Genomic DNA, 21,549 nt, shown 5'->3' with positions numbered 1-21,549 from the left:
ATTGGTAAATTATATGTTTCGGCCATGGCTAGTAGAAGCTTATAGTTTCAGCATTTCACCTTTTCGGAGCAGCGGTGCTTCTGCATGAACTGTTTCCGGATATTTGATTCCCTGCCCAGTATTCAGGCAGACCTGTCTCATCTTCTTTAATCCAGCTTCTTTCTCTTAAAAGACGTGCCGCCGCAAAAGTCGCCGCCCCCTCCGGACAAATAAAACAGCCTTCTAATTCAGCAACATGTGACTGCTCCGCATGAATCTCTTTTTCAGAAACAGCAATGGCACAGCCATTCGTTTCATAAATTCCCTGAAGAACCAGAAAATCACCTATCGCTTTAGGAACATTAATGCCAAACGCATCCGTCTGTGAGTTTTCACAGAACTCTGATTCCGTTTTGCCTTCATCAAAAGCTTTCACAATGGGTGCGCAGCCCTCAGCCTGAACAGCAACAAGACGGGGAAGCTTGTCCTTGCTGCTCCAGAGAAGCTCCTGCAATTCAAGAAGTGCTTTGTAGATTCCGATTATGCCCACACCCCCGCCAGTCGGGTACAGGATAACATCAGGCACACTCCAGTTCAGCTGTTCCGCGATTTCATACCCCATCATCTTTTTCCCTTCAATGCGGTATGGCTCTTTTAGAGTAGAGCAGCGTAAAAACCCTCATCACTTACAAGCTGCGCTACAACTTTTCCGGCATCACTGACCGGATATTGCTGTTTCTTTTCTAATAATAAGAGGCGCATCAAGCGGCATGATAATAAACGGCTCAATTCCCGCTCTTGCTGCATAGAGTGACCACGCTGCACCCGCCTTCCCGTTTGTCGGCATCGCAAAAGTTTTCACACCCAGTTCCTTCGCTTTCGAAATACCGACAGCAGCTCCTCTCGCTTTAAAAGAACCGGTTGGAATGAGACCTTCATCTTTCATAAGAAGGTGTTGAATCCCGAGTTCGCTTCCGATTCTATCCATGTTAAGCAGCGGTATCATTCCCTCTCCCATCGAAACAATATTGTCCGGATTTTCTACCGGAAGCAGCTCATGATATTTCCATAGACTGTTCTCTCAATGACTTACCTCTTCTTTCGTCAAAACAGATTTAATTTGATCCAAATGATAGTTTACCAGCAAAGGCGATCCGCACGCGCAAAGCTGCTGAATCGTTTCTGCTGAATCGTTTCTGCTGAATACTCCGCCCCGCATTTCGGGCAGCTTAAATGTGATAGATAACTATAGTTCATGAACAAATCCCTCCAAATAGAAAAGACCCCTAACAAGTGGATGTTAAGGGCCTTCGGTTTTCCGATCAGCATATGTATAGAAAGATAGCTTATCTTTTTTAAATAGTCAAACCGAACGGCTGCTTTCCCGATTATGTCTTCGTCTGAAAATCCGATTGATCATTTTATAATTTAAAACATTAAACCACAACAATGCATCCATAAAAAAACTGCCGGTCTCAACATCATCATTCCTCATTTTTGCCTCAATGAACCACCCAACAAAGTAGCTCCCCACAAGCCAGATCAAGTAAGTCTGCAGGAATTCACCGAAGGTCCCATCAAAAGGAATCGCAATAAACTTAAAAATGGCAAGCACTCCTGTAATCAAAACAAAAAAAGACGCACCCAAAAGAAAAAAGAGTCTAAACAAAAAACCTAAACACCCCACTGCATCTCACACCTTTCTCAAAAATAATATCATGATTCTGGAAGCTAGAGAATGTATTTTCTGTTTTTTGGGCTGACGGTTTGGATGCAGTTTTGGGAGGCAGGCGGGTACCTGTATTTTAGGCACGAATGCTTGAGGGGAGTTATTTAAACTCTTTTTGGCAGAAGGATTGTTAAACGACTTCCTCTGTTACTGAATTAGAACGTTTTTGGAGGCTATCAGAAAGCAGACTGTAGGCGGCTATTTTCTTTTTGTTCTGTTTTACTACATAAACGTGATCTTTGTAACTGTATACAAATAACCTAACATCCTTTTTTCCTCTTTTAGTCTCAATGACTATTGGAGTCCCACCGTTCTCTGGATGTAAAAATAATTTCTCGCTCCCTGGATATATATAATATTTTTTAAAAAATGTAGCTTCGTTAAAATAATTAATAACCTGAATTTTGTCTTCACCTTCTAATAAATCCCCATTAATGGTTAGTGTGGAATTTGAGTCAGTAAGTTTTGAATGAATCTCAAATTTGCTGATCAGCCATTCCGCACCAAATGTTGGAATACAGGTCATTACTATTTTAACAGCACTCATTAGAATTAACGAAAGCAAAACTGCCCAAGTCATATCCATATCTTTCATCCCCTTACTTTAAAAACTGAGTTTTTATAAAATAACTATAAATTTATTCATATCCCAGGTAATCATAGAGCTGTATGGGACCCTAAACTAGCACAAATCGAGGAATTGGATAATCATAGAGCACGTATGACCCTCAACCACTAAATCGAGGCATTGGGTAATCATAGAGCACGTATGAGACCCTAAACCAGCTCAAATCGAGGCATTGGGTAATCATAGAGCACATATGAGACTCTCAACCAGCTCAAATCCAGGTATTGTCTGTTTTCAATAATCTTCACTGTTTTTAAAGAGCCCATCAACTTTTTATTCCAAAAAATCCCCAGGTAGAACCTGGAACATAAATTACATCTCGATTATAGCTTCTTTAGGTGATTGAAATGATTTAAATTAGGTAAACCATGATATATATACACCTACTGCAATAAGAGAAATTAAAATAACAATAACGTAAATCCAAGTTAGATTGGAAGTGTTTCGTTTTACTGCGTTCCTGTAATCTTTATCACCTTTTCCGGCTATTAATAAAGTGGAAATAAGTGAAACCATTCCAATAATTATCACTAAACCTATTGCAAGCTCCATGGTATGCACCTCATTATCTGCTCAGGGTAACTTCTCAGCTTATCTGCGTTACTTATAAACTCTATTGTATTATACAATTAAGAACAAATGTAATAACCGTCCAATTTAGAGTAATTTTGACCATCCATTTCGTAGTTGTCGTGCGAAAGTTTCCAAATCTACATGAAAAAAAAACGACTCCCCACAAAGGAATCGTCCTAAACTCTATCAAGCTCTCAACTTGTTATTAGCATGTGCAGGCAGCTTCGCCAAGGCCTGCTCAAAATCTTTGATCAAGTCGTCTGCATCCTCAAGGCCAACGCTGATGCGCAATAAACCGTCCGAGATCCCGCGGCGCTCCCGCTCTTCTTTTGGCATAGCGGCGTGAGACATTCTCGCCGGGTAGGAAAGAATAGATTCTACTGCGCCGAGGCTTACAGCGAATACAGGGAGCTCGACATTTTTAACAAGGGTGCGGACAGCGTCTTCATCGGCTAATGTGAATGATAGCACGGCACCTGGTCCGTCCGCCTGGTAACGCTGAATTGAGTGGCCAGGATGGAACGTTAATCCTGGATAATAAACGTGACGGACAGCTTTATGCTTAGACAAGTACTCTGCCAGCTTCCGCGCAGATGCCGATGATTGTTGAAGTCTGACGTTCAGTGTTTTAATTCCGCGGAGCACAAGCCAGCTGTCCTGCACTCCTAGTACCGCACCGAACGCATTTTGCAGTTTTCCTACCTGTGCAGCAAGCTCTGCGTCTTTTACAACTGCGAGTCCTGCAAGGACATCACTGTGTCCGGCCAAAAACTTGGTTGCGCTGTGAAGTACGATATCAACTCCCAGCTCGAGCGGCCGCTGCAGAACAGGTGTTAAAAACGTATTGTCTAAAAATGTTAAACAGTTATTTGCTTTTGCAAGTTTCGTAATGCCCTGGATGTCGGTAATTTTCAAAAGCGGATTTGACGGTGTCTCAACATAGATTACTTTTGTATTTGGCTTGATGTGTGACGCCACTTCATGCAAATCGGTCATGTCGACAAAGCTGTATTCAATGCCGAATCTGCTCAATACATCTGTGATGATCCGGTACGTTCCGCCGTATACGTCTTCAGTAATTAAAACGTGGTCTCCTTTAGAAAGGAGCAAGAAACAGGTTGAAATGGCCGCCATTCCAGAAGCAAAGGCAAATCCTTTTGTGCCGCCTTCTAGTTCGGCAATCGTTTCTTCTAATGCCTCGCGTGTCGGGTTCCCCGATCTGCTGTAATCAAATTTTCCGTAGTCATCAAAGTCAAATTGGTGAAAAGTAGAAGAATGATGGATCGGCACGCTTACCGCTCCAGTTTCTTTTTGCACCTTTTGACGATTGTGGAGAAGCTTCGTCTCAAACTTCCAATCATCGCTGCTCAACTTTCTCCGCCTCCTTCATCCGTTCAAATGCCTGTGTTAAGTCCAGTTCCAAATCTCCTGCGTATTCAATTCCGACAGAAAAGCGCAATAGCCTGTTGCACACGCCATTTTCCGCGCGTATCTCTTCAGGAATATCCATATGAGTCTGCGTCGCTGGATATGTGATAAAGCTTTCCAATCCGCCCAGGCTTTCTGCAAATGTGATTGTCTTTAAGGCTTTCAAAAATGGATTCACCCATTCTTCCTTCTGCAGCCTGAACGAAAGCATTCCGCCTTTGCCAGGATAAAGCACGTCTGTCACTTCTGTTTGATTTTCAAGAAATGCTGCAAGCTGAGCGGCATTTTTCTCATGCTGGTTCATCCGCAGGGCAAGGGTTTTCATGCCGCGGATCAAGAGCCAGGAATCAAAAGGAGAAAGCACCCCCCCGATTGCGTTGTGATGTTGTGCAAGCTCTTCACAAAGCTCTGTTCCCTTAGCAACAACCAAACCGGCAAGCACATCATTGTGTCCGCCCAAATATTTGGTGGCACTATGTATAACGATGTCCGCTCCATCTAATATCGGCGTTTGCAGGATAGGCGTGTAGAACGTGTTGTCGACAATCAGCAGCAAATTGTTATCGCGGGTAATTTTTGCAATCTTGCTGACCTCTGTTTCCTGCATCAAAGGATTTGTCGGGGTTTCCAGAAAAATGGCCTTTGTGCGTTCATTGATCAGCCGCTGCGTACAGTCTTCGTCTTTAAAATCAGCGTAATGAAAAACAAGTCCGTATTTTCTCCATTCCCGCTCGAATAAACGGTAGGTTCCTCCATACAAATCTGAGGAAACAATGAACTCGTCTCCGCTTTTAAACAATGCCATCAATGTCTGAATCGCAGCCATTCCTGAACTGAAGGCATATCCCTGATCTCCATGCTCAAGCTCTGCAATGGCTTTTTCAAGTATCGTCCGAGTAGGATTTCCAGTGCGGATGTAGTCAAATCCAGTTGATTCCCCAATTCCATTGTGCCTGTATGCTGTAGAAAAATAGACGGGCGGATTCACTGTTCCCGTTACGTTTTCACTTCGATTTCCAATTTGAGCCAAGATTGTTTCAATGCGTTCTGACATTTCCAACACCGTCCCATAGTTTTTTCAACAATAAAAAACGTCTTCCTCATTTAAGAAGAAGACGTTGATATCGAATGATTGCTTCTCCTTATCTCCCAAGCTTATTACCTGCGCTTGCTGGATTTAGCACCTTGGTTCGAACAGGAACATTCTCTGTTCTTTTCCGGTTGCTGAGATTTCACAGGGCCAGAACCCTCCATCTCTCTGGATAAGAATAAATAGTATGAACTTTTTGAATTGTTTTTATAACCTTATCTCATTACCAAATAATTTGCAAGGGGTTTTTTTATGAATATTTACGATTTACAATCATCACACCGGCAATAATCAACAAACCGCCTGCCCCGCTCATTAATAAAATCGGTTCATTCAGCAAGATGACTGCCGCAATAACAGTTGCAAGCGGTTCAAAGTAAAGAAAGGATGACACTTTAGTCGCCTCCATGACCTCCAGGGCTTTTCCCCAAAACCAGTAAGCGACTGCCGAGACAAAGATTCCGAGAAACAGCAAATGAGTCCAGTTTTCCTGAGTCAGTACACTCATCTGAATCCAGCCGTTATTTCTTATAAAGAATGGAATTGTCATCATAAAACCAAAAAAGCTTGTATAAAAAGTAATGGTTAATGCAGGATAAGGGATTTTTAATTTTTTTATAAGAATGGAATAAACCGCCCAATTTAATGTACTTAAGATCATCAGTGCGTATCCCGCATTTGCATGAAAGGTTAATGACCCGCCTTGTCCATGAGATGTAATCAAGAGAACGCCTAGTACAGCAATTGTCATGCCTGCTGCTTTAAAAAGCGTAAACGTTTCTTTCAAAAATAGAGATGCCAGAACAGCTGTGAAAATCGGGGAAAAAGAGATGATCCATCCTGCCTGCGATGCCTGAATGGACTGCAGTGCTGCAGCCTGAATGACTTGATGGACAAAGATGCCGAGTACGGCAAGTATAAAAACCTCAGGGAGATAATCCATTTTTATTTTTAAAGGCTGTCGAAGGATGAAAAGAAGGAGGAATAAAAAGAGTGATGCAATACCAAAACGCAAAACAAGCAATGTAAAAGGTTCCAGCTGAACTAAAACGGCTTTTGTTGATACAAAGGAAATTCCCCAGAAAGAAATTGAGACAGCTGCATAGATACCTGCCGTGACATGAATTGATTTCCTCATTTTCAGGCATTCCCTCCCTTTATCAGGCTTGTCTTCATATAAGGAATATGTACTGAATAAAGGAATTATGATGGGTTTATATCTGTCAAAGAGTGTTCAAATTAACTGTATTTTTTTTACATATTTACATGGTATATTTATCCTATAAGTGAAAGGCGGCGATACGGATGACATATTCATTAACAAAGCCAAAATGGGGTCTTTTTTCAATCCTTGTTCTTCTCATAGCGGGATCAAATGCAGCGATTTACCGTTTTCCATTTATGCAGCCTGTTCCAGCGGGAGCAGCTCTTGGTTCCCTGCTTGACTTCTTGATTGTTATACCGCTCTTAACCTATTTGTTTATTTTGAGAAAAAGGTACTCCCTTTCCTATCTAGTGCCTGTAATCCTGGCCGGCTATGTATTTGCCCGCTTTCTGATACCCGCACAGCAGATGGAGACTTTCTCGTTCATTCCCTGGATGCTCTTTGCTTGTGAAGCTCTTGTTTTACTCGCAGAGATTTTTATTCTCGTTCTATTTATCAAGAAACTGCCGCGAATCCTTGCACAGTATAAAATGACTGATCTCCCTTTCTTTATTCCAAAAGCTAAAGCTGCTTTCGAAAAGCATGTTCCCTCTAACCGTCTGATGGATATCCTTTTTACTGAAATATCCCTTTTCTACTACGCTTTCTTCACTTGGAGGAAAAAAGCGCCTGAACGAACAGGGGTTTATTTCACAGCCCATCATAAAACAAGTGTGGCTGCCCTCAATATTATGCTGATTCATGCGATTGTCCTGGAAACAGCGGGATTCCATTTTCTTCTCCATTCGTTTAGTCCGGTTCTTTCATGGATATTGCTTATTTTAAACGGATATGGCGTCCTCTTTATTCTGGCTGATCTTCAAGCAATCCGGCTGACTCCGTATAGACTGACAGATACTAGCTTATACCTTCAGGCAGGAATATCTAAAAGAGTCACCATTCCGCTTCACTTAATAAATGAGATCAAGGACAATGATTTCCCTGAAAAATCAACAAAAATACAAGAACGAACCGTTCTGGATTTGAGCCTGCCGGAATTCATAAAAGAAAAACCGGCCATTCAAATCGTTTTAAAAGAAGCTGTAACCGTGGATTACATGTATGGTTTTAAAAAAAATGCGGATGTTATTCATCTGAATGCGGATGAGGCCCGACAATTCATGTCAGACGTATCAGCAAAAATCAATCGTGCATGAAGCAAGAATTTTGTCACAATTCATGCTAAAATGAATGGAAGCGTTTTTAATAATGGATGTGACAGCGTCCAACATCTTTGGAGGTATTTGTGATGACAGCGAAAGCAGGAATTGTAAAAGAGACGCTGCTTTATTCAAAAGAATTAGAAGAAGAAGTAACGCTCCTGATTTATTTGCCGAAGAATTATTCGCCTCTTTATAAGTACAGCCTGATCATTGCACAGGACGGTCAGGATTACTTCAGACTCGGGCGCATCCCAAGGCAGACAGAGGAGCTATTAAGTGAAAAAGAAATCGAAAATGTAATCATTGTAGGCATTCCGTATCGTGACGTGCATGATCGCCGTGATAAATATCATCCGGAAGGGCCGAAGCAAAAAGCCTATATTCGCTTTTTGGCTAATGAAGTTGTTCCCTATCTGGACAAGGAGTTTCCGACCTATCAAATAGGAGCCGGGCGAGCTCTAATCGGAGATTCTCTTGCTGGAACTGTATCCTTTATGACCGCTCTTACTTATCCGAATACGTTTGGAAAAGTAATGATGCAATCACCTTATTCAGATGAAGCTGTTCTGCAAATGGTGAAGGATTTTTCTTTCCCGGCTTTATTATCGGTCTATCACCAAATTGGCACGAAAGAAACAGAAGTCAAAACGACTGACGGCGCAGTGCAGGACTTCATTACCCCAAACAGGGAACTGCACGCGGCCATTTCCGCTAAAGGAATTCCATCCGTCTATGAAGAATTTGAAGGCGACCACAAATGGACGTTCTGGCAGCCGTCTTTGAAAAAGATTTTAAAAACAATGTTCTAATTGTCTCATATGCTTCAAACCTTAATTTTTGATATACTATGAATACATATTTATACATGGGAGGGAACACATATGAAGTACGGTATTGCCATTTTTCCATCAAAAAAACTGCAGGATTCAGCTAACTCTTACCGAAAGCGCTATGACACCAACTATGCTTTGATCCCGCCTCATTTGACGCTTAAACAGCCATTTGAAGCGACAGATGAGCAGGTAAGGGACATTTCAAGAGAACTGCGTCAGATTGCACAAAGAATGCAGCCGCTCTCACTCTCAATCAGAAAATTCAGTTCCTTTTCACCAGTAAACAACGTCATTTATCTTAAAGTTGAACCGACAGAAGAAATATTGAACCTGTATGATGCTCTGCATGATGAATACTTCTCTGATATTGAGCCTGAATATGCTTTTGTTCCTCATATTACGATTGGTCAAGAGCTGTCTGATGATGAGCTTTCAGATGTGCTTGGCCACCTGAAAATGACAGATTTTCAGCATGAAGAAACGGTTGACCGCTTCCATCTTCTCTATCAGCTGGAAAATGGATCATGGACGGTTTTTGAGACATTTCTTCTTGGAAAGGAAGGTCTGTAGGTGATCGCAAGAATTGTAAAGTCAGATGAAGAATTGCAGGAAGCCTATGATGTCCGAACAAAAGTATTTGTAGAAGAGCAGCATGTGCCTGAAGAAGAAGAAATCGATCAGTTTGAAAGAGAAGCTTCTCACGTTGTTTTATATGACGGCGACAAGCCAGTTGGTGCAGGACGTTTTCGCATCCTGAACGGCATCGGCAAAATTGAACGAATTTGCGTGCTTCCTGATTACCGCTCTAAAGGCGCAGGCAAAATCATCATGGAAAAACTTGAAGAGATTGCTGCTTCAAAGGAAATGCAAAAACTAAAGCTGAATGCACAAACACATGCAGAGCCTTTCTATGAGAAGCTTGGCTATAACACCATTTCAAAAGAAACATTTTTAGATGCAGGCATTCCGCATGTTACGATGGTAAAAGAAATAAAAGCTTAAAAAGCAGCTAACGGGTTGCGTTTTTAAGGCGAGAAAACAGCAAAATACGGAAGAAAACGGGTACTACATTGCACTGTGCAATTGGTATCCGTTGTTTTGTTGTGATTAACGTTTTGTTCTTAGGGGAATTAATCGCTTCCTTTGAGTACTCAAAAACATGGAGTTGGCTTTTTTGAGTACTCCTACACCTTCTTTGAGTACTCAAAACACTGAAGTTGGCTTTTTTGAGTACTCCTACACCTTCTTTGAGTACTCAAAACACTGAAGTTGGCTTTTTTGAGTACTCATACACCTCCTTTGAGTACTCAAAAACATGGAATTGACTTTTTGGAGTACTCCTACACCTACTTTGAGTACTCAAAACCATGAAGTTGGCTTTTTTGAGTACTCCTACACCTTCTTTGAGTACTCAAAACACTGAAGTTGGCTTTTTTGAGTACTCCTACACCTTCTTTGAGTACTCAAAACACTGAAGTTGGCTTTTTTGAGTACTCATACACCTCCTTTGAGTACTCAAAAACATGGAATTAACTTTTTTGAGTACTCCTACACCTACTTTGAGTACTCAAAACCATGGAGTTGGCTTTTTTGAGTACTCATACACCTCCTTTGAGTACTCAAAAACATGGAGTTGGCTTTTTTGAGTACTCATACACCTTCTTTGAGTACTCAAAACCATGGAGTTGACTTTTTTGAGGAATCATACGCTTCCTTTGAGTACTCAAAATCATAGATCTAGTGGTTTCGGGGATCATACACATTCTCTAAGACCTTATGCAAATACTTGGTGCTGTCTTGTTTTTTAGAATTTAAATTCCAGCAGCATCATTTAATACCGATGTTTTAAGATTTCTTCTTCAATAAAAACAGGCAAACCTGCACATGCTAACTTCATCTAATACGAGACAAGGTGACGCTATGGAGTTTTTACATACAGGTCTTGATTTAATCGTTGGGTTTTTTGGATTATTCTTTTTAACAAGAATTTTAGGTAAAACCCAAATTACCCAAATTACTACATTTGACTTCATTTCTGCTCTAGTACTTGGGGAGCTTGTAGGAAATGCCGTATTTGACGACGATACTGGCATACTTAAAATACTGTTCGCTATCTCAGTATGGGGATCTCTTATTTATCTTCTTGAAATTATTACGCAAAAATGGAAGAACACGAGAGCCTTTTTAGAAGGAAGGCCCACCATTATTATTCATAAGGGCAGAATTATTCGTGAAAGTTTAAAAGCAAGCAAGCTTGATCTCAATCAGCTTCAGCATCTGGTAAGAGCAAGAGGCGCATTTTCATTGAGTGAAGTAGCTTTTGCTGTTCTGGAAACAGATGGGACAGTAAACATTTTAAAAAAACCTGAATTTGAAATGCCGACGCGAAGTGATTTTAGCATGCCGGAAGAAAAGGCAATTCTGCCTTTTTCAATGATTCTTGATGGAGAAGTCCTGCTTGATAATGTACAGGAAGCAGGATTTTCAGAAGAATGGCTGCAGGAAGAGCTCAAGAAGCAAAATATAAAGACCTACAAGGAGGTCTTATACGCTGAATGGCTTGAAGGAGAAGGACTTTACCTTCAAAAAATGAATTAACTTTTTAAATAAAGGATGGCATCCTCGATCACCATTTCAGCTTTTTGATCTTTTATCAGCTTCGTCGCGTATGCCATGATTGCAGTTCTAAACAGCAGCCATGATGAAAGGGATGATGGATTAACGCCAAAATGACGGCACATTTTTTGGATGACTTGTTCATGAGTATGAGGACGGCTTGAGAGAATGTCCAAAAGGACGGAAAGAACGTGATGATGATACTCTATATTTAGCTTGACCGTTTCTTGAAACGCTTCCTCATAATTTCCATGACCCGGCACCGCTCCTAGACATTCGATGGTTAAAAGTTTTTCTAAGGATTTAAGTGTATCTTCGGCGTCTATTATGTAAGGAATCTTATGTTTTTTTATCTGTTCTGCACCAAAATAGGCGTCCGCAGCAAATAATATGCCGTCCACCATTACGCCAAGCTGCATAAGACTGTGACCGGGGAGTGCCATGCATTCAAATAAGACATCGCCAAATTGGTGCTTTCCTTCCGTTACCTCTTCATCAATGATAATAGGTGCCCCTTCCAGAAATTTGTTCCGCAGCTCAGGAAGTGGCTTGTTGCCTTGAAATAAATAAAGCGGTTCTAGTATCGGATTGGTTAATATGGCTGCCTCTTCTTTTGAAGCGTATGTATGAACTGAATGATTTTCCTGAATATATGCTGCGCCGCCGTAATGGTCGGCGTGAGCATGAGTGATAAATAAATGGCTTAATGGAAAGCCTTGGGCCGATAATTGCCTGCAGACCTTTTTTGCTGTTTGAGGATCCAGTCCTGCGTCAATAAGCATGCCATAATTGCCGCTCATAATATAGCCGATATTGACGGCACCTTGAAAATAAAAGCATTTTTCCGTTAGTTTGATGCATTTCATGACATACTCCTTTTTATTAAGTCTTTTCAAATCGATTCGTAAAACAGACATCCATTCCCTGTCAATGTTTTCATATAAACCTCCCTTGCCCGCTTTGTCCGTTTTGCCTGATCCAGCATATGGTCAAATTTCTTCTCTTCCTCCCTCAGGTCTGGTGTTTAGTTCAATTCGCGCGACACTTAATAATTCTGCATAATCCGGCTTGTGCCTGACCATCCGATTGGTGTACTGCACATATTGATCTATAATTATTGGTGCTACGTAACTCATCTACATCACCCCTTTCAGAATCTATTCCCATCATTTCGTGCTCTAAAACGAATGTTCCTTCCCCTTTTTTGTTTTGCTTCCTTTTGATAAGATAGAGTTTGTGTCTTTATTTATAAAGGTACGCATTTTACTGTGAAATTATGGGAGGACTTTCGTTGATTTGCGGAAAATTTAAAGATGAATTTATACAGCTCCCTTACTTGGCCAGAGAACGTTTTCAGCAGATCTATGAAGCAAGCCTTCATGGAAAAGTGACATGCGCATGCTGTAATCAGCCATTAAAGCTATACTTAGGCATCAAACAAAAACCTTATTTTTATCATGCTGATCATGCGATACATGAGCAATGTGAACAATACAGCGAAACGATTCAGCAGGCTGCTGCCTCAAAAGAAATCGTTCATAAAGAAACAAACGGTTTCCGCATGCCTGCCCAAAGAGCCATAGGCGGGGATCAGCCAAAAAAAGAAACTTCCTGGAAGCCTTACCAGCTTGCAAAACTAGGACAAACTCCCTTGCGTGTAAAAGAAAAAACGGCTGCAAAAAGCATTCTGAAAGTAAATCTTGATGATACACAACTTGAAGCTGTTACTACTATTGACGGTCCGCTTCTTGTTCTCGCTGGCGCCGGGAGCGGCAAAACCCGCGTTTTAACTACACGCGCACTTTACATGATGGAGGAACAGCAAATAAACCCAGGCTCCATTATGCTTGTCACCTTCACTTCAAAGGCAGCACAGGAAATGAAACACCGTTTGAATGAATATGCCGCATCGCCTTCATCAGGAAGGCTGGTTTGCGGTACCTTCCACAGCATCTTTTACAAAATATTGATGCACAGTGATCCCGAAAGATGGAATGGTCAGCACTTAATTAAATGGGACTGGCAGAAAGAGCAGTACATAAAATCCGCCGGACGCGAGCTTGGTCTAAATGAGAAGGAGTTTCCATACGATCAGGCTCTGCAGCAGATCAGCTTTTGGAAAAATACGTTTCTCTCTAACCGCGGCATTAAGCCTGAAACAGAATGGGAAGAACAGGCCTTATTCCTTTACGAAAAATATGAAGAAATGAAGAGCGCTCAGAATCAGTTCGATTTTGATGATATGCTGATCAAATGCTACGTGCTTTTAGCAGAAAATCCTGAACTGCTTGCCCAATATCAAAACCGATTCCGCTATTTTCTCGTTGATGAATTCCAGGACATTAATCCCGTTCAGTACGAGCTTTTAAAAATGCTGTCATCTCACACAAATCAGCTTTGTGTTGTCGGAGATGATGATCAATCCATTTACGCATTCAGGGGCAGTGATCCGTCTTTTATCCTGAATTTCAAAAATGATTTTCCTGATGCGAAAATTGTGACACTTGCAGAGAATTACCGGTCAAGCCACGAAATTGTTTCTAGTGCCAATTCGGTTATTTCTAAAAATAAACAGCGCCACCAAAAAGCCATGAACGCTCAATATCAAAATGAGGCACCTCCGCTCTTCTTTTTTCCTCATGATGAAGAAGAGGAAGCGACGCTTGTTGTGAATGACATGAAGGAAAAGCTTGAAAACGGGGCAAAGCCGGGTGAATTTGCTGTGCTGTACCGGACCCATACGGCTGGCCGTGCCATTTTCGAGCGGCTCGCTCAATCGAGCATCCCTTTTACGATTGAACAGGAAGGCCTTTCTTTTTACGAAAGGAGAATGATTAAGGGGCTGCTTGCTTACTTAAGGCTTGGGATGAACCCTGATGATTCTGCAGCCATCGTCCATGTGATGAGCGCCCTGTTTATAAAACAGAGTGCCCTGAACGACTTAAAGGCTTTTTCCATCACATACGATTGTACATTTGTTGAAGCACTGACCAAACTGGAGGCCCTTCAGCCTTTTCAAAAGGCAAAAATCAAGAGGATTGTCCCGATGTTTGCAAAGCTGAAAACATTAAAGCCTACAGCTGCCATTGATATAATTGAAAAAGATATGGGGTTCTCTGACTTTTTGAAAAAACGGGGCAATGAAGGCAACGCCATTGAAAAAGGCTCGGACGATCTGAAAGATTTAAGAGTGCTTGCCAATAAATTCGATACGGTTGCGGAACTTTTGGAGCATGTCGAGCATATGACAGCCAAATCGAAAGAATGGAAACAAAAGCGTGATCCACATGCCGTTCAGCTGATGACGGTGCACCGGGCGAAGGGTTTAGAATATGAACATGTCTATATTCTGGGGGCAGTAGACGGAGGCCTTCCGCATGACTTTGCCCTGGACTCCTTCCGAAAAGGCGATGAAAAGCCAATCGAAGAAGAACGCCGCTTAATGTATGTCGCCATGACACGTGCTAAATCTTCTCTGTCAGTTTCTGTTCCTCAATACAGACGCGGACGGAAAGCGATTCCGTCACGCTTTATCAGAGGGCTGATGGTTTGAGTTTGAGACAATCAGCCGAAATATTTCAGCCAAACCTCACAAAACGGCCTCTCCAAATCTGGAGAGGCTGCTTTCTTATTTCTTATTAATCATCTTAGAAATTGTTCCAAAGTCCAGCTTCTCTTTTCCATTCACAATGCTGTTTACGATTTTGTCTTCCATTTCTTTATTAACAGGCTTATTGGCAATTTGAGAGACGCGGCGAATAACGCTGCGGACGGTTTGTTCATCTTGGAAATTGGCATTTTGAAGGGAGTTGGCAAGATCTAATACTTCCTTCATATTAACGCCAGTTTTCTTTTCAAGATTTTTAAAGAAGTGATTATCCATGTTTGTTGCCTCCTTTACGATGATATATCCTATGAAGCTCTGTATTTGATGTGCCTGCCTATCTTTTATAAAAGGCTGTGTTCGCATTGATTGTTGCTTTGCGTATGTTTTTTTTTCGCAATAAGTTCTCTGTCGTGCTCTTTTCCAAAAATTTAAAAATGCATGGCTATTTTTATATACCGAAACTACTGTAAAAAATCCAAGCCCCGATTTTTTAATGACTACCTTAAGCATCAATGTTTACGAAAAGAGCCTTAAAAAAAGGAAAGTACGGACAATAATGCCCATACTTCCTTTTTTATCACGTTCAGAAATGCTTAGCAGAAAGAAGCACCTAATACAATGATCAATAAGATGAACAATACTACGATTAAAACAAATGTTGAACCGCAGTATCCTCCGCCTTGGTAACCGCCGCCGTAGCCACAGCCGCCATAGTATCCGTAACCCATATCTTAGCCACCTCCTTCTATCTTTCGTCTATACAGCATATGTCCGTGATGCCGTTTTGGTTGGACAAATTGAGCAGGTCAAGTGCGGATATTTATGATTTTAGATTTTTTTCCTGAGCTGCCATCCATCTCTCCACTTCATTTGCCGCCTGCTCCACCCTATCCTCAAACTTGCCTGCTGAGATAGCAAGTGACTTTAAATCCTTCTCCTTCTCGCTCATCCATTTTGAATGCTTTTCCTGGATCTCATCATGGCGGTCATACAGCCCATCAAGAAACTTTTCGAATTTCCCGCTAATCTTTCCCATGTCACTCACCTCTTCTATTAACTTATTCAGAAGTGCCGGCGTTTGCCTTTGTTTTAAAGCTCCTTCCTCAAGGAGCAATTAAAAACTTAATTAAAAAACAAAAAATCCTCTGCCAAATGGAGAGGACTCTTATCAATTATCTAATCTCTGACAATCATCTTTTTCTTTCCGCATCCGCAGCCGGTTTTCTTCATGCTGCCAGAAGGCTGCTGATTATAGTGGGAAGAGCCATAAAAGACCACTGAATTTGATTTCGGCGCTTTCGTTGCTTTTTTATTTAGCATGATAATCCTCCCTTACGTTTCTTGCTTATAATCTATGTCATAAACCATCTCTTTGACTTCAGCGAAAGAACTAATAATAAAAGCGGAGACACAAGGTCAGTCATTTATTTAAGAGTATGTTATTCTTTCGGTTTATCGTCATCTTTTGAAGCTTGATTTTTCAGGTTGCTTATAAACCATGAATCATAAAATTTATCTGACTGCGCAGAATCTTTTTCTTCCTCAGTTTTATTTTTTGTAAGCAATTCAAATAGAACGAGATTTTCCCCTTCAAGATGAATGAGTTTTTCCTTTAGATTTTTATTTTCTCTGCGCAGTTCATTGTAAGACCCATCCTCTTCATAATCCAGCAGCTGTGCCCGCGTATGTGAAAGTTCTCTTTGCAAGTAAGAGATCCGCGCTTTGAGAGCTTTTACGTTTTCTGTCTGTTGATTTGTCACAATCCTCTCTCCCATCCATATATTAAATTATTCCCTTACTACTATGAAATTCAGCCTTCAGAGGTTTTATGCAGGAAACTGACATTCACCTAAAATTCCGCTCTTATCACGGCACACAAATTGGGAAAAAACATACTATACATTAGTCCCGACACCTAATGTATCTGTTCATTAAATTGGACGGGAGAAATTAAGATAGGAGGAAAACAACAGTGAGTCAATCTAGAAAAGAAAAAGTTTGTATTAATACGCGTAAAGTGTTCGACTGGGTTACACGTTCAGTAGACCTGCCTCTAATCAGTATAAACGACGATGATTTAGATGAAATATTTGACTGCGACGGCAAAACAGACGATATTTGTATGTTCTTAAAGAACATGGGGCATACAAGAGACGTTACAGTAAACTGCTTCCTAAGTGATAAAGACGGTAATCGCATCGATCCAAACGAGAAAAGCAAGTCATTTCTCTGCATGGAGATTTCACCTCAAGACAAACGTCAAGATGTAACTGTAACCCTTCCAAACGGGGACGAAGTTACTTTGCAAAGAGTAAAAGTACTTGTTAAAGGCTTTGTAACAGTTGAAATCTTAGATGCAAATGACATGGTTATCTGTGAATCAAGACCAATTCCGTTTGCTACAGCTCAAACATTCATCCTTTGTGCTCCAGATGGAACTGAACTTGATTGCCATGTTAACTTCTTTGAGTGCGATGCAACTTTAGTTTGCACAGACGTGTTCTCACAACTTGATGTATCCATTTCATTCTGCTTAGATATCCAAATGGAAGCTGACGTGAAACTAGAAGTGGAAGCTAAAATCTGTAAGCCGCGTGAAGAGTTAACAGAAGCAAGCGGTGCATGCGACAACAACATGAAATTCCCGCCGCAATGCCCTGAAATCTTCCCAGTACACTAATTAAACTAAGATGGCTGTTATCAAATACAGCCTCTTATTTTTTTTGTTTCATATGCGGGTACCAAGAAATGATTTGATGCTTTCCTTCATACATATGCTTTAGGGAGTTCAGAAAGGAGCTGCAAAAATGAAAAAGCAAGAAAAGCCCAATTCCGGTGAGCGCTCTCTTCAGCTGCAGCAGCAAATTCTGCATTACCGTTCTGAACTAAGCCGTATGCAGCAGCTTGTCAATGACGCAGAAAATCAAGTAAAGAAAGAGCTCATCCGGAATCAGTATTTGCAGGAAAAACTGAACGAAGCACTCCACACCCACACCGATCAGTTTGAAAAAGAGGTGTTTAAGCTTGAGAAAAAAGTGCTCACACTAGAAGTCGCTCTTGAGGAAGAAAAAAAACGGACAGCTGATCTGCGCAAAAAAATATTGATGCAGGAAGATCAGGCAAAACCAGCAGTCATAGAACCGGTTGTGCAAGCAAGTGCCCACTTTCAGGCTTCCATTCTCCTTCCTCAGGGAGAAGATGACAACTTGACTGTATTTGGAGACTTCATCCTAAAAAACACCGGTAATCAGCCTCTGCACCAGCCGATTATCTGTATTCAAATTACACCGCTTCTCTTTGGATCATTAAGCGGAAAAATCATCCTGCAGCGAAAAATGGATGATACTAAAATTTACGAAGATGCTGCAAATAATCATTGGAAACACGTCCATGAAAATTGGCGTGAGCGAATCCGCAGCGACAATCAATACTGGCTCCAGCCTTTAATCGATGCACCAATTAAACCAAATGATCATCTAGTTTTCTCAAGTTTCGAAATATCCTTCCCAAAACCAGACAGCCGTCCCATAACCGTAAATGGCTTTGTTTACACCAAAGAACTGCAGAGGGGAGTGCCCTCGTTAAACAAAATCTCGATTCAATAAAGAAAAGCGGAGCCGACTGTTTAGTGCAAGAAGACAGATAAGGACCAGACAGGAAAAATGCTCTTTTTTAGTCCAGTCCAGAGATTATGTGCAAAGAATACAAAAAAGAGTCTAGCGGCATAGACTCTTTTTTTAGAAGATTAATTTTTCAATAATAGATTCAAGAATCGCTGCACAGCCTGCGATCGCCAGAATGAGTATCAGGGGAGATGCGAGGTCCGGCATGTTAACGAAAATAATATACAGAAAGGCAGAAGTCCAAATACCCGTACACCAGTAACAGCTGAGCAATTCGCCAATCCACTTCTGAAGCCCCTCTCCCTTTATTTCAATATAGGAAAGTGTGCTTCCATCAGGCAAAACCTCTTCCGCTTCCTTATGAAAAGGCCTTCTGATAAAAGCTGTTATTTTATCAAAAACAAGCAACCTGGTAAGCCTGAAGCTCGCTAAAAACAGTAAAATAAAGTCGATCCATCCAATCATATATATCTCCTTCTCTGCTTTGGATAATGATACATTTTATGAAAGGTCATGGCGTTTATGACCGAAGTTCGCGTTTACTGGTTAACTTTCTGGAGAGGTGTTACATATACTGTATAGGAAATGGAGCATCAAAGGAGGATATTATGGGCAAAGTAATCTTTTTTAACTTTGAAGAATCAAATGATATAAAACAAAAATTGGCCGGAATAACAGCGGGGGATGAAGTAAATGTTCATCTCGGGGAAAAAATTCATTATGAAGCTGCCTTCAAATCATACAATTCAGATGATGAAAAAGCTGCTTTTATCATCGACCGTTTTTATGAAAATGGAGGAGAACCCGTGACTTTCCATTTAGATGAAATTACTGAACTTGAACTTCCGCTCAGTGAAGATGCTGTTGAAGGAGAGGATGAGTAAAGAGCTGTCTATAACAGCTCTTCCTAGTATAAGGGGGATGGATACTTGTCAGATAAAGAGATCATGCCAATCCAATACTTAAAAACATTGGAAGGAAATTATGCGCAGCTGTTTTTATTCAGTGATGGGAATCATTATGTGGTTAAATTTCATATGGTGCGGCACTACCGCAAACGGGAAATAGTAAATGAGTGGCTTACAGCAAAGCTTGCCCATCTTCTTGATTTGCCGTGTTTGCCGCTAAAGGTTGTTCATATGCCTGAAGACTCTCTGGCAGAAATACCTGCATGCCGCTATTCTTCTTATAAGCAGGGTAACCATCTGGCTTTTCCATTTCTGACAAATGTAAAATCCTATGCAGAGCTTTCAATGCCTCCGCAAAAAGAAAACCTTGTAAATATGAAAGACCTGGCGGGAATGCTCGTGTTTGATCAGTGGGTGAACAACAATGACCGCAGCCGGACAAATATACTGTTTGAAGAAAAAGAAAACGGAACCTATTTCTTTTGGATGATTGATCATGGCAGATGCTTTCCGGGCATGTATGTATGGAATGAAGAAACACTTTCTAAAGAGCCTGTTTACCGCGTTGATATGCCTGTATACAAATGGGCTAGTTCGCTTCTTATGGATCCCCTTTTGCTTTATGATTTCAGTGAAAAAATGAGAAATGTAAAGCAAGAGGACATTCGGGCGATTCTTGCAGAAATCCCATCTGATTGGAATGTCACGAAGCAGGAAAAAGAGAAGCTGCTTGCCTTTTTAAAAAGAGAGGGATTGCATGAGCTTCCTCAGCTTATCATAGATGCAAACAGCAAATACTTTGGCACCTAGTCAGGTGTTTTTTTTATTGGATAAGAAAGATTGCCGTACTCAGCGTCTTAATCCTCAGACAGAATGGATCCTCCATGCCTGCGCTGACCAAGGCACTTGGGCATTTCTTAATTGCAGCAGAAAAAAACGCAGATTTCATTCTGCGTTTATTACCAATTCTTCTTAAGAAATTTATCATACATCTCATGCTGCTTGATCAGCTGTTTTTTCAAGTCGAATCGTTCTTCAATCACATGTCTTGCAGCACGGGTATAGTCACTCCATGTTTCTTGTGAACGGAGGAATGATTCAATTCCGTCCGAGAGCTGCTGAACATTTCTTTCTTCAATTAAATAGCCTGTGCGAAGATGAGAAATCATCTCAGGTATCCCTGCATGCCTGGTTGATATCACGGGTAGACCAATCGCCATCGCTTCTTTAATAGCATTTGGAATGCCTTCCACATCTCCGTTTTGGGCTATTTCACTCGGCAAACAAAAGAGGTGCGCTTTTTTCAGTTCTTCTGCTATATCAAACAAGCTCATTTTTCCTAATAAAAACACAGCATTCGTTAGATGCAGTTCCCCGATCAGCGCTTCGAGATTAGCTCTCTCCTTTCCGCCTCCAATGATTTTAAGCTTAATATTCGGATATGTTTCATGGACCGACTTAAAAGCTCGTATCAGTGTATCATGCCCCTTTTTTTGAACCAGTCTGCCGACTGAAATGATGACAAACTCCCCATCAGCAGGTTTGTGGCGTTCTTGAAATGGAAACACATCCAGGTCAATTCCTCCATACAGAACATTTATTTTACAGTTTGGAACCCCAAGCTTCAGAAGCTCATTTCCAAGATATTCACAAACCGGCACGAATAAACTGTCATGATTGACAATTGAACGGTAACGCGAAAAGTTTCTATTATACAGCGCTTCGCTTTGTGCCGAACCGTCAGAACCGCGGATGCTGACTATAAATGGAAGGTTATGCTGCATGGCAAGCGGAAAGACATCAACGGCATGCTTGCCATGATGTGCATGAATGGCGGCTACCCTCTGTTCGTTAAAAAAGGCAGTCAGATCCGGGATCTCATTTATATTATAAAAAGAATCTAAGGGGAAATCCGTGTCATGCTTCCTTTGAAATGGACCGATTACAATAGAGCGGTACAGCCCCTGATAAACCATTTGATTATATATAAAGCGCTGATTGATTTTCACATCTTCCGTTAAATAATGCGCAATTGTTTCCATCTGAGAAGATTCACTCCTCTGCTCAAGGTAAAGATAAGAATTCTTCTACCTCACTCGCTCTTCATTTTTTTATGTTGTAGCCTATTCACAAGATGCCCTGAAGGTAATTTGTCCCTGTGAAAAGGC

General features: G+C 41.1%; 25 protein-coding genes, 1 pseudogene and 1 riboswitch. Of the genes and pseudogenes, 10 read left to right on the top strand and 16 right to left on the bottom strand.

From position 1 onward, the window contains the following. Positions 1-39: 39 nt before the first annotated feature. The 7 genes and pseudogenes from LIT25_05860 to LIT25_05830 all read right to left on the bottom strand — a co-directional run bounded on the left by LIT25_05860 (position 40) and on the right by LIT25_05830 (position 6,565). Positions 40-1,236: pseudogene (locus LIT25_05860) on the bottom strand (threonine synthase). A gap of 106 nt (positions 1,237-1,342) precedes the next feature. Continuing rightward, on the bottom strand, positions 1,343-1,648 hold the full coding sequence (locus LIT25_05855; protein ID USK34874.1) for a hypothetical protein: 306 nt from the start codon (positions 1,646-1,648) through the stop codon (positions 1,343-1,345). A gap of 190 nt (positions 1,649-1,838) precedes the next feature. Then, on the bottom strand, positions 1,839-2,288 hold the full coding sequence (locus tag LIT25_05850) for a YfmQ family protein (GenBank protein ID USK36176.1): 450 nt from the start codon (positions 2,286-2,288) through the stop codon (positions 1,839-1,841). Positions 2,289-2,693: 405 nt separating this feature from the next. Further along, entirely contained in the window at positions 2,694-2,888 is a 195-nt protein-coding gene (locus LIT25_05845; protein ID USK34873.1) for a hypothetical protein, read from the bottom strand. A 207-nt stretch (positions 2,889-3,095) separates the two neighbouring features. Further along, positions 3,096-4,280: a cystathionine beta-lyase gene (metC, locus tag LIT25_05840; GenBank protein ID USK34872.1), complete on the bottom strand. Its 1,185-nt coding sequence runs from the start codon at positions 4,278-4,280 to the stop codon at positions 3,096-3,098. Next, on the bottom strand, positions 4,267-5,391 hold the full coding sequence (locus LIT25_05835; protein ID USK34871.1) for a methionine biosynthesis PLP-dependent protein: 1,125 nt from the start codon (positions 5,389-5,391) through the stop codon (positions 4,267-4,269). The genes metC and LIT25_05835 overlap by 14 nt, the downstream gene beginning before the upstream one ends. Before the next feature lie 85 nt (positions 5,392-5,476). Then, positions 5,477-5,606: riboswitch (SAM riboswitch) on the bottom strand. 71 nt (positions 5,607-5,677) lie between these two features. Beyond that, positions 5,678-6,565: a DMT family transporter gene (locus LIT25_05830; GenBank protein ID USK34870.1), complete on the bottom strand. Its 888-nt coding sequence runs from the start codon at positions 6,563-6,565 to the stop codon at positions 5,678-5,680. A 167-nt stretch (positions 6,566-6,732) separates the two neighbouring features. Between LIT25_05830 and LIT25_05825 the strand changes: the two genes are divergently transcribed. The 5 genes from LIT25_05825 to LIT25_05805 all read left to right on the top strand — a co-directional run bounded on the left by LIT25_05825 (position 6,733) and on the right by LIT25_05805 (position 11,225). After that, positions 6,733-7,788 (top strand): hypothetical protein, encoded by a 1,056-nt coding sequence (locus tag LIT25_05825; GenBank protein USK34869.1) that lies wholly within the window; start codon positions 6,733-6,735, stop codon positions 7,786-7,788. A 92-nt stretch (positions 7,789-7,880) separates the two neighbouring features. Beyond that, positions 7,881-8,603 carry an esterase family protein gene (locus LIT25_05820; protein ID USK34868.1) on the top strand — a complete coding sequence of 241 codons (723 nt, stop codon included), beginning with the start codon at positions 7,881-7,883 and terminating at the stop codon, positions 8,601-8,603. Between the two features lie 72 nt (positions 8,604-8,675). Then, positions 8,676-9,197 carry a YjcG family protein gene (locus LIT25_05815; protein USK34867.1) on the top strand — a complete coding sequence of 174 codons (522 nt, stop codon included), beginning with the start codon at positions 8,676-8,678 and terminating at the stop codon, positions 9,195-9,197. Next, positions 9,198-9,629 (top strand): GNAT family N-acetyltransferase, encoded by a 432-nt coding sequence (locus LIT25_05810; protein ID USK34866.1) that lies wholly within the window; start codon positions 9,198-9,200, stop codon positions 9,627-9,629. It abuts the gene before it with no gap. Between the two features lie 918 nt (positions 9,630-10,547). Continuing rightward, positions 10,548-11,225, top strand: coding sequence for a DUF421 domain-containing protein (locus LIT25_05805; protein USK34865.1), 678 nt, complete (start codon positions 10,548-10,550; stop codon positions 11,223-11,225). Here the strand turns inward: LIT25_05805 and LIT25_05800 are convergent. Further along, on the bottom strand, positions 11,222-12,109 hold the full coding sequence (locus LIT25_05800) for an MBL fold metallo-hydrolase (protein USK34864.1): 888 nt from the start codon (positions 12,107-12,109) through the stop codon (positions 11,222-11,224). The genes LIT25_05805 and LIT25_05800 overlap by 4 nt on opposite strands. 123 nt (positions 12,110-12,232) lie before the next feature. After that, positions 12,233-12,379, bottom strand: a complete 147-nt coding sequence (locus LIT25_05795) for a hypothetical protein (protein ID USK34863.1) — start codon at positions 12,377-12,379, stop codon at positions 12,233-12,235. 155 nt (positions 12,380-12,534) lie between these two features. Between LIT25_05795 and LIT25_05790 the strand changes: the two genes are divergently transcribed. After that, positions 12,535-14,796, top strand: a complete 2,262-nt coding sequence (locus tag LIT25_05790) for an ATP-dependent helicase (GenBank protein ID USK34862.1) — start codon at positions 12,535-12,537, stop codon at positions 14,794-14,796. Between the two features lie 75 nt (positions 14,797-14,871). Here LIT25_05790 and LIT25_05785 read toward each other — a convergent pair whose 3' ends face one another. From LIT25_05785 to LIT25_05765, 5 genes are all read right to left on the bottom strand, one after another. After that, complete coding sequence (locus LIT25_05785) at positions 14,872-15,126, bottom strand: stage VI sporulation protein F (GenBank protein USK34861.1); 255 nt, start codon at positions 15,124-15,126, stop codon at positions 14,872-14,874. Positions 15,127-15,443: 317 nt separating this feature from the next. Then, the gene (locus tag LIT25_05780) at positions 15,444-15,578 is read right to left on the bottom strand and encodes a YjcZ family sporulation protein (protein USK34860.1); all 135 of its coding nucleotides are present in this window, start codon (positions 15,576-15,578) and stop codon (positions 15,444-15,446) included. 92 nt (positions 15,579-15,670) lie between these two features. Then, on the bottom strand, positions 15,671-15,886 hold the full coding sequence (locus LIT25_05775) for a hypothetical protein (GenBank protein USK34859.1): 216 nt from the start codon (positions 15,884-15,886) through the stop codon (positions 15,671-15,673). Between the two features lie 140 nt (positions 15,887-16,026). Further along, the gene (locus tag LIT25_05770; protein USK34858.1) at positions 16,027-16,170 is read right to left on the bottom strand and encodes a hypothetical protein; all 144 of its coding nucleotides are present in this window, start codon (positions 16,168-16,170) and stop codon (positions 16,027-16,029) included. Positions 16,171-16,289: 119 nt separating this feature from the next. After that, positions 16,290-16,610, bottom strand: a complete 321-nt coding sequence (locus LIT25_05765; protein USK34857.1) for a hypothetical protein — start codon at positions 16,608-16,610, stop codon at positions 16,290-16,292. 212 nt (positions 16,611-16,822) lie between these two features. Here LIT25_05765 and LIT25_05760 point away from each other — a divergent pair, with 212 nt between their 5' ends. Continuing rightward, positions 16,823-17,530, top strand: coding sequence for a hypothetical protein (locus LIT25_05760; GenBank protein USK34856.1), 708 nt, complete (start codon positions 16,823-16,825; stop codon positions 17,528-17,530). Positions 17,531-17,657: 127 nt separating this feature from the next. Next, the gene (locus LIT25_05755) at positions 17,658-18,455 is read left to right on the top strand and encodes a hypothetical protein (protein USK34855.1); all 798 of its coding nucleotides are present in this window, start codon (positions 17,658-17,660) and stop codon (positions 18,453-18,455) included. A gap of 132 nt (positions 18,456-18,587) precedes the next feature. Here the strand turns inward: LIT25_05755 and LIT25_05750 are convergent, their stop codons facing one another. After that, entirely contained in the window at positions 18,588-18,938 is a 351-nt protein-coding gene (locus tag LIT25_05750; GenBank protein USK34854.1) for a DUF1360 domain-containing protein, read from the bottom strand. A gap of 143 nt (positions 18,939-19,081) precedes the next feature. Between LIT25_05750 and LIT25_05745 the strand changes: the two genes are divergently transcribed. Both LIT25_05745 and LIT25_05740 read left to right on the top strand, forming a co-directional pair. After that, a complete protein-coding gene (locus LIT25_05745; GenBank protein USK34853.1) occupies positions 19,082-19,357 on the top strand; it encodes a hypothetical protein in 276 nt (91 codons plus the stop codon). A gap of 45 nt (positions 19,358-19,402) precedes the next feature. Continuing rightward, a complete protein-coding gene (locus LIT25_05740) occupies positions 19,403-20,191 on the top strand; it encodes a hypothetical protein (protein ID USK34852.1) in 789 nt (262 codons plus the stop codon). A gap of 149 nt (positions 20,192-20,340) precedes the next feature. Here the strand turns inward: LIT25_05740 and LIT25_05735 are convergent, their stop codons facing one another. Beyond that, entirely contained in the window at positions 20,341-21,423 is a 1,083-nt protein-coding gene (locus LIT25_05735; protein USK34851.1) for a glycosyltransferase, read from the bottom strand. Positions 21,424-21,549 lie beyond the last annotated feature (126 nt).

The organism is Bacillus sp. F19, from assembly GCA_023823795.1.
Lineage (GTDB): Bacteria > Bacillota > Bacilli > Bacillales > Bacillaceae > Bacillus_P.
Note: the sequence above shows the minus strand (reverse complement) of the source record. Positions and strands in the feature narration are given on the sequence as shown.